The following is a 7,165-nucleotide window of genomic DNA, read 5'->3' as shown; positions in this document are numbered from 1 at the left end:
ACGTTCCAGGGCATGGATGGGTCCGGGCGTTCGATTGCCCGAAAGTGTCAACCATGTCCCCGTACACCTGTCAGCTATGTCTCCAGTCTGTACACCGCCGCAAAGAAAGTAAGCAAAGAAAGCGGGCTCACACCGCCAGCCCGTAGTAAGCCATCTCAGCATGCTTCGGGAAACGGCCCAACACAAGACCCGCCCTCGCACCACACCCGTTCGTGACAAAGCCGTCATCCGCTCCAGCGTCGCGCTTCGCGCCCCGCCGTCAGGCATAACGGATCTTCGGCTCGCTCGTCCCGCCTCTTGCATGATTAGGCATCCAAACATTCTTTACACATACTCCAGGCGTTCACACCCGCATCCCACCACTAGCAGACCCTTCCGCTGCGCACGCAGTGCGCGGGCGGGATGAATGACTGCTGTGTCACTTTCGCGGGTGATGCGAGAGACCATCTTGTCTCGGACCACTTCGTGATCACACGGGGGGTGGCTCACTATGGGCTGGCGGTGTGAGCCCGCTTTCTTTGCTTACTTTCTTTGCGGCGGCAAAGAAAGTAAGTGCCGCCCCGCACAGGGGCGAAGCTAATAGACCACTAAGAATGCAAGGAAAGGCCAACCCCGCAGGAACAACGACAAAACCAAAGCGCCGCAGGCAAAAACCCAAGCCTAAGCTCCAACACCACCCAAATCCAATGAGTAATGCTCAACCACCCCATAAGCCGCGCTAATATCAGAAGATGGACCTAACCCTGCTCCGAGCCTTCGTCACAGTCGCCAAAGAGGGCAACCTCACCCGCGCGGCGGTGCAACTACACCTGACCCAACCGGCGGTCAGCCTGCAAATCAAGCACCTGCAGGAAACCCTGGCCCTAACCCTATTCACACGAACCTCCCACGGACTAACCCTAACGCGCGACGGCCAGGCGCTCCTCCCACATGCCGAACGCGCGCTCAGCGCCGCCAACGACGTCCACCGCGCCGCCGCATCGCTGCGCCACGAGGTCCGCGGCACGCTGCGCATCGGCACCATCCTCGATCCGGAATTCCTCCGCCTCGGCGGCTTCCTCAAACAACTCGTCGAAACCTGGCCGCATATCGAAACCGCCTTGCGCCACGGCATGTCCGGCTGGGTCCTCGAGCAGATCCGCGCCGGCGAACTCGACGTGGGTTACTACATCGGCCAGCCATCAGAAGACGATACCCGTGACGGCGCCGCCTTTCACGCGCTCACGCTGACCCACTTCCAGTACCGCGTGCTCGCGCCCGCCGGCTGGAAAGACCGCGTCAAAGGCGCGCGCGACTGGCGCTCCCTCGCCGCCCTGCCCTGGATCTGGACGCCGCCCGCCTCCGCGCATCATCGGCTGCTGTCGCGGCGCTTCGCCGAAGCCGGCGTCAAGCCCGTCAAAGTGGCCGAGGTCGATCAGGAGCCGTCCATGCTCGATCTGGTCAAATCGGGGGTCGGCCTCACCCTCGCGCGCGACGCCACCGCCATCGCCGAAGCCCACGCCCACGCGCTCACCATCGTCGAAGGCGTCACCGTGCCGACCCAGTTGAGCTTCGTCACGCTGGCCGCTCGCCAGAACGATCCGGCAATCGCCGCGGCCCTCAGGCTCATCGAGCAGCAGTGGGCGATATGAGCCGCACTCATGACAGCGCCGCCGCACGCGGCAAACAATCACAGGCGGCTTAACACCACCGTCACGCGCTTTTTGCTAGATTCGAGGTTCGCGCGTCTGGTTTGCGCCCGCCTTTGTTTGAGTTTCGTTCGAGTTTGTCCTTCCTGGCGCGCTTCGCCCCTGTCACATGCCTCTGAAGCCGCCGACAATCCATCCTTCCCGAGGAGCCTGACATGGCACGCAACATCGAAATCAAAGCCCGCGCACAGCAATTCGAGCAACTCCGCGAACGCGCCGCCGAACTTTCGCCCGAGGCTCCGCTGATCTTCCGCCAGCAGGACTTCTTCTACGATGTGCCGCGCGGACGCCTCAAGCTGCGTCAGTTCGACGACGGCACCCCGGCCGAACTGATCTTCTATCAACGCGACGATCGCGACGGCCCCAAGGCGTCCTACTACACGCGCAGCCCCGTGACCAACCCGGAAGCCATGCACGCGCTACTCGCCACCGCGCTGACCACGCGCGGCATCGTCACCAAGGAACGCCACGTCTACACGACCGGACGCACGCGGATTCACCTCGACCGGGTGGACGGTCTCGGTGACTTTATCGAACTGGAAGTGCTCCTCGCCCAGGACGACGACGAGGAAGGCGGTCACGCCGAAGCGCACGCGATGTTTGCGAAGCTGGGCGTGCCGGAAACGGATCTGGTCGCCGTCGCGTATGTGGACCTGCTCAGCCCGGACAGCGAGCCGCGGCAAGCGGCGTGAGTGAAATGTATCGGCGCCGCTTCAGGTAGCGGCGGCGCCGGGCGCGAGGTGCCCCAACGGCAACGGCCCATTGCGCTTGAACGTGGTCAACACGATGTTCGAGCGCACACTGTCCACCCCCGGCACCCGCATCAACTTCTTCATCACGAACGACGACAGCGCATTCAGATCCGGCGCCACAATGCGCAGCAGATAATCCGCATCCCCCACCACCGCGTGGCACTCCAGAACCTCGGGCAGCACGTCGATCTGCTGCTGGAACTGTTCGATAATCGAGTCGCCGTGATGCTTGAGCTTGAGACTGGTGAACGCGGTCACGCCAAGCCCGAGCTTCTCCGGGCGCAACACGACCCGATAGCCGTCCACCACGCCCACCTGTTCGAGGCGCTGCAGCCGCCGGCCGATCTGCGACGGCGAGAGCGGCACCTGCTCGCCGAGCTGCTGATGCGTCGCCCGGCCGAAGCGCTGCAACACCTCCAGCAGCGCGAGATCGAAGTGATCGAGTTCCAGCATGATTGATCCCCGCACCAATTTACGTTGTGATGCACGATTATTGCATATATCGGTATATCGGCGCGCTCTTTGCGCCCTTTCCGCAGCTTACCCGCTCTACACTGACTGGACCGACACACCGCATACGAGCGCAGCATCATGTCCAGTCCGAACCCCGTCAACCTGCAGGAACCCTTCGACGCCGGCCTCGCCACCCGCGCCGACTTCACCCTCGACCAGCCGCTGCATCTTTACGGCGCCGTCGATCATGCAGTCTGGAAGCAGCTCTACACACGCCAGACGGCTTTGCTGAAGGGCCGGGTCTGCGAGGCGTTTCTGGACGGCGTGGCGCGGCTGAATCTCTCGAGCGAGCATGTGCCGTCGTTTGCCGCCATCAACACACAGCTTACGCCCGCAACCGGCTGGGAGATCGTCGCGGTGCCGGGACTGGTGCCGGAGCAGGTGTTCTTCGAGCATCTGGCGAACCGCCGCTTTCCGGTCACGTGGTGGATGCGCCGTCCCGACCAGCTCGATTACCTGCAGGAACCGGACTGCTTCCACGACCTGTTCGGCCACGTGCCGCTGCTGATCAACCCGGTATTCGCGGACTACATGCAGGCCTATGGCCGCGCGGCGCTGGCGGCGGATAACGTCGGCGCCCTGCCGCTGCTCGCGCGGCTCTACTGGTACACCGTCGAGTTCGGCCTGATCCGCGATGCGGCCAGCCCGAACGGCGTGCAGATCTACGGGGCGGGGATTGTGTCGAGCAAGAGCGAGACGCTCTACAGCCTCGAAAGCGCAGCGCCCAACCGGCTCGGCTTCGACCTCGCGCGCGTCATGCAGACCCGCTACCGGATCGACACGTTTCAGAAGACGTACTTCGTGCTCGACGATTTCGCGCAACTGTTCGAGCTGGCCCGCACCGATCTCGGCCCGCTCCTCGCGACACTCGCCGACGCCGCGCCGTTCGCGGCAGGCGCCGTGCTCGCATCCGATCGCGTGATCAATCGCGGCACCCAGCAAGGCTGGCAAACCGACGGCGACGTCTGAACCAGCGGATTCGGGTCAGGCCGCGCCCGGCAGCGGCGCGACTCGATCCGTGAAAAAATAGCCACATGTCCGCGCCTTGCGCGCCGTTTCACTCCGCACGCGCCGGCCGGTCAACCAGACGGACGCGCCCCGGCGCGCCGATCCAAGCGAGCAGACAAGCGAGGCACTTCCATGATTCACAAACTGACTTCCGAAGAACGTTCGACGCAATTGGCGCAGCTTCACGGCTGGGTTGCCGTCGCTGGCCGCGATGCGATCCAGCGGCATTTCAAGTTTGCCGATTTCAACGAGGCGTTCGGTTTCATGACGCGGGTCGCGATCAAGGCCCAGGAAATGGACCATCACCCGGAGTGGTTCAACGTCTACAACAAGGTGGAAATCACGCTCTCGACGCACGAGGCGAACGGCCTCACCGAACGCGATATCAAACTGGCCCGTTTTATCGATCAGGCCGGCAAGGACGCTCAGAAGGGCTAGGTATCAAGGTGCGCTGGAAACTGTCTTTGCAGTACCATGAAAGGGCTTTGCAGGTATTGGAGGGCGCTAACCTTCACTTCTACAGGCCATTCTTAAGGCGAACGTAAGAATTCCACGCTTCCCGTGCGGTCGCATCCAAACCTTCCGGTGGTAGCGCGGTCTGACGCTGTACAATCATCAGCGCATACGGCTTGGAGAGCGCGCTTGCCTCCTTGCACAGAACGAGTTCGTCGCCGCTCGAAGGTGAGCGGGCGCGCCAGAAGTTGATCGCGGCTTCCAGTTCGTGGATCGAAATATCGGACATGACTTTCGTGATTGCTCCCTGTCGCGCAGCCACGGCGACGCCACCCGGCATCCTGTGCAGCAGGCGCCCCGGCGAACCGCGAGCCCGAACGTCTAAACCCATTGTACTTGAGCGAAACCCATGCGACTCCTTCTGATCGAAGATGACCGCCCCATCGCACGCGGCATCCAAAGCAGTCTCGAACAAGCCGGCTTCACGGTCGACATGGTCCACGACGGCATTTTCGCCGAACAGGCCCTCACGCAAAACCGCCACGAACTCGTGATCCTCGATCTGGGTCTGCCCGGCATCGACGGCATGACGCTGCTCTCGCGCTTTCGTCAGAGCAACCGGCACACGCCTGTGATCGTGCTGACCGCGCGCGACGAACTGAACGACCGCGTCCAGGGCCTGAATTCCGGCGCCGACGACTACATGCTGAAGCCCTTCGAACCGGCTGAACTCGAAGCGCGCATCCGTGCCGTGATGCGCCGCAGCGGCCCGCACGGCGACATGCCGCGCCCGGAAGTGTCGTTGGGCGGCGTGCGTCTGTCGGGCGTCGATCGCCGCATCTTCAATGACGACAAGCCGCTCGAACTGTCGCCGCGCGAATTCGCCGTGCTCGAAATGCTGCTGCTGCGCCACGGCCGCGTGGTCAGCAAGGCCCAACTGCAGGACCACCTGACGCACTTCGGCGGCGACCTCGGCGACACCGCGATCGAAGTCTACGTGCACCGCGTACGCAAAAAGCTCGAAAACTGCCGTGTCGAAATCGTCACGGTGCGCGGTTTCGGCTACCTGTTGCAGGAAATCCGTCAGGCCGCATAATGGCCATGAAGGCTCGGGCCGCGCTGACGGCCCGATGACCTGACGGCGCTGGGCCGGCACCGCACATTCATCGCATGGATGCGCCGTGTGCCGTCACCCAGCGGCTTTTAGCGGTGCCATTGCCGCTCTCGCTTTGCCTCTTTGATCGCGTTCGACCATGCCCCACCCGGCCGCGAATAGCCTGCGCCGCACGCTGCTGCGCCGCCTGGCCGCCCCCCTTTCCCTGCTCGCGTTGATGAGCGGCCTGATCGCCTACTGGCTCGCGTGGCAATACACGCAGCATGTGGTCGACCGGTCGCTGGCCGACCTCGCCACCGCCATTTCCCGGCAGATCCAGATTGCCGGCCCGAGTGCGTCGAGCAGCGTGCGGCCGCTCGCCCAGGCCATGTTCTCCGATCCGGTCGAACATCTCATCTACCGGATCAGCGACGGCGAAACCGAAATCGCCGGCGACCCGTCGCTGCCGCTGCAGGGCAAGAACGTGCGCATCATGCACTACGCCTACGTGTTCGAGACGCAGCACGCGGGCGTCACCATGCGCGTCGCGCAAGTGCGAGTCGACCAGCCCAAAGGCAATCCGATCGTCGTCGAGGTGGGACAGCCGGTCGAGCACCGCATTGAAATCGCCGCCGAGTTCCTCGTGGCGATCATGATGCCGCTGCTGCTGTTGCTGCTTGCCGGCTGGGTAATCGTCTGGCGCGTGGTCAATCAGCAGCTCAATCCGTTGACCGATCTGGCCGACTCGCTGAACCGGCAGACTCACACGTCGCTGGAGCCGGTCGACGAGACCTACGTGCCGGTCGAAATCCGTCCGCTGACGGGTGCACTGAACGCTCTGCTCGATCGTCTGAAAGCTGCGCTCGACGCGCAGCGCAAGTTCATCGCCGACGCCGCGCACCAACTGCGCACGCCGCTCACCGCCGTCAAGCTGCACGCGGAACAGGCCGCCGTGGCCCGCGACCCGCAACATACGCTCGCCGCCGTGCGCGAACTGCGCGCCGCCGCCGATCGCGCGGTGCGCCTGTCCAACCAGTTGCTCTCGCTCGCGCGCGCCGAGCCGGGCGAGCAGGCTGCACGTTTCGTCAACGTCGACATGGCCGCGCTGGCCTTCGAAACCGGCGCGGAATGGGTGCCGCGGGCGCTTGCGGTCCACGTGGACCTGGGCTTCCAGCGCCTCGACGACCCGGCCAACGATCGTCCGCTCACCGCGCGCGGCAACCCGGTGCTGTTGCACGAGGTGATTGCCAACCTGCTCGACAACGCGCTGAAGTATGTGCCACCCTCGCGTTTCGACGGCGGACGCATCACGGTTACCGTCTCGCAGAGCCGCATCGACGAAGTGGCGATGGCGGAGATCATCGTTGAGGATAACGGACCAGGTGTGCCGGTGAACCAGCAGGCCGATCTGTTCAAGCGCTTCTTCCGCGGCGACGGCCAGAGCGAAAGCGGCGTAGACAGCGGCGCGGGCCTCGGCCTCGCGATCGTTCACGACATCATGGTGCTGCATCACGGCAGCGTGCATTACGAAGACGCGCCCGACGGCGGCGCACGCTTTATCGTGCGGATTCCGCTGACGGCCAGCAATGTGCCGCGCGAACCCGAGGGCCGGCGCTTGCCAAAAAAATCGGCGCACAAGGCGCCGATCGATCTGTAAT

The 7,165-nt window shown here is 63.9% G+C and carries 7 protein-coding genes and 1 pseudogene; 6 read left to right on the top strand and 2 right to left on the bottom strand.

Going from position 1 to position 7,165, the window contains the following annotated elements; genetic code table 11:
• Window positions 1–731 precede the first annotated feature (731 nt).
• Both P3T42_RS30045 and P3T42_RS30040 read left to right on the top strand, forming a co-directional pair.
• Entirely contained in the window at window positions 732–1,631 is a 900-nt protein-coding gene (locus tag P3T42_RS30045) for a LysR family transcriptional regulator (protein ID WP_429308092.1), read from the top strand.
• Window positions 1,632–1,843: 212 nt separating this feature from the next.
• The gene (locus P3T42_RS30040) at window positions 1,844–2,380 is read left to right on the top strand and encodes a class IV adenylate cyclase (protein WP_074301218.1); all 537 of its coding nucleotides are present in this window, start codon (window positions 1,844–1,846) and stop codon (window positions 2,378–2,380) included.
• A 21-nt stretch (window positions 2,381–2,401) separates the two neighbouring features.
• Here P3T42_RS30040 and P3T42_RS30035 read toward each other — a convergent pair whose 3' ends face one another.
• Window positions 2,402–2,893 carry an Lrp/AsnC family transcriptional regulator gene (locus P3T42_RS30035; RefSeq protein ID WP_074301217.1) on the bottom strand — a complete coding sequence of 164 codons (492 nt, stop codon included), beginning with the start codon at window positions 2,891–2,893 and terminating at the stop codon, window positions 2,402–2,404.
• 138 nt (window positions 2,894–3,031) lie between these two features.
• Here P3T42_RS30035 and phhA point away from each other — a divergent pair, with 138 nt between their 5' ends.
• Complete coding sequence (gene phhA, locus P3T42_RS30030) at window positions 3,032–3,922, top strand: phenylalanine 4-monooxygenase (RefSeq protein WP_429308091.1); 891 nt, start codon at window positions 3,032–3,034, stop codon at window positions 3,920–3,922.
• A 150-nt stretch (window positions 3,923–4,072) separates the two neighbouring features.
• Window positions 4,073–4,399, top strand: a pseudogene (locus tag P3T42_RS30025) (4a-hydroxytetrahydrobiopterin dehydratase); the annotation flags it as partial.
• A gap of 79 nt (window positions 4,400–4,478) precedes the next feature.
• On the opposite strand, the gene P3T42_RS30020 reads toward P3T42_RS30025, so the two are convergent.
• On the bottom strand, window positions 4,479–4,703 hold the full coding sequence (locus tag P3T42_RS30020) for a DUF3717 domain-containing protein (RefSeq protein WP_074301214.1): 225 nt from the start codon (window positions 4,701–4,703) through the stop codon (window positions 4,479–4,481).
• Between the two features lie 120 nt (window positions 4,704–4,823).
• Between P3T42_RS30020 and P3T42_RS30015 the strand changes: the two genes are divergently transcribed.
• Both P3T42_RS30015 and P3T42_RS30010 read left to right on the top strand, forming a co-directional pair.
• Entirely contained in the window at window positions 4,824–5,510 is a 687-nt protein-coding gene (locus tag P3T42_RS30015) for a response regulator transcription factor (RefSeq protein ID WP_074262960.1), read from the top strand.
• A gap of 157 nt (window positions 5,511–5,667) precedes the next feature.
• Window positions 5,668–7,164 carry a sensor histidine kinase gene (locus tag P3T42_RS30010; protein WP_074301213.1) on the top strand — a complete coding sequence of 499 codons (1,497 nt, stop codon included), beginning with the start codon at window positions 5,668–5,670 and terminating at the stop codon, window positions 7,162–7,164.
• Window position 7,165 lies beyond the last annotated feature (1 nt).

Source organism: Paraburkholderia sp. GAS38 (assembly GCF_050434965.1).
In the GTDB taxonomy this organism is placed as follows: domain Bacteria; phylum Pseudomonadota; class Gammaproteobacteria; order Burkholderiales; family Burkholderiaceae; genus Paraburkholderia; species Paraburkholderia phenazinium_A.
The sequence above is the reverse complement of the archived record's forward strand: the minus strand, read 5'-3'. Positions and strand labels throughout refer to the sequence as shown.

Coding starts and splice junctions, on each gene's coding strand:
- P3T42_RS30045 (WP_429308092.1), top strand. CDS start 732: ATGGACCTAACCCTGCTCCGAGCCTTCGTCACAGTCGCCAAAGAGGGC.
- P3T42_RS30040 (WP_074301218.1), top strand. CDS start 1,844: ATGGCACGCAACATCGAAATCAAAGCCCGCGCACAGCAATTCGAGCAA.
- P3T42_RS30035 (WP_074301217.1), bottom strand. CDS start 2,893: ATGCTGGAACTCGATCACTTCGATCTCGCGCTGCTGGAGGTGTTGCAG.
- phhA (WP_429308091.1), top strand. CDS start 3,032: ATGTCCAGTCCGAACCCCGTCAACCTGCAGGAACCCTTCGACGCCGGC.
- P3T42_RS30020 (WP_074301214.1), bottom strand. CDS start 4,703: ATGTCCGATATTTCGATCCACGAACTGGAAGCCGCGATCAACTTCTGG.
- P3T42_RS30015 (WP_074262960.1), top strand. CDS start 4,824: ATGCGACTCCTTCTGATCGAAGATGACCGCCCCATCGCACGCGGCATC.
- P3T42_RS30010 (WP_074301213.1), top strand. CDS start 5,668: ATGCCCCACCCGGCCGCGAATAGCCTGCGCCGCACGCTGCTGCGCCGC.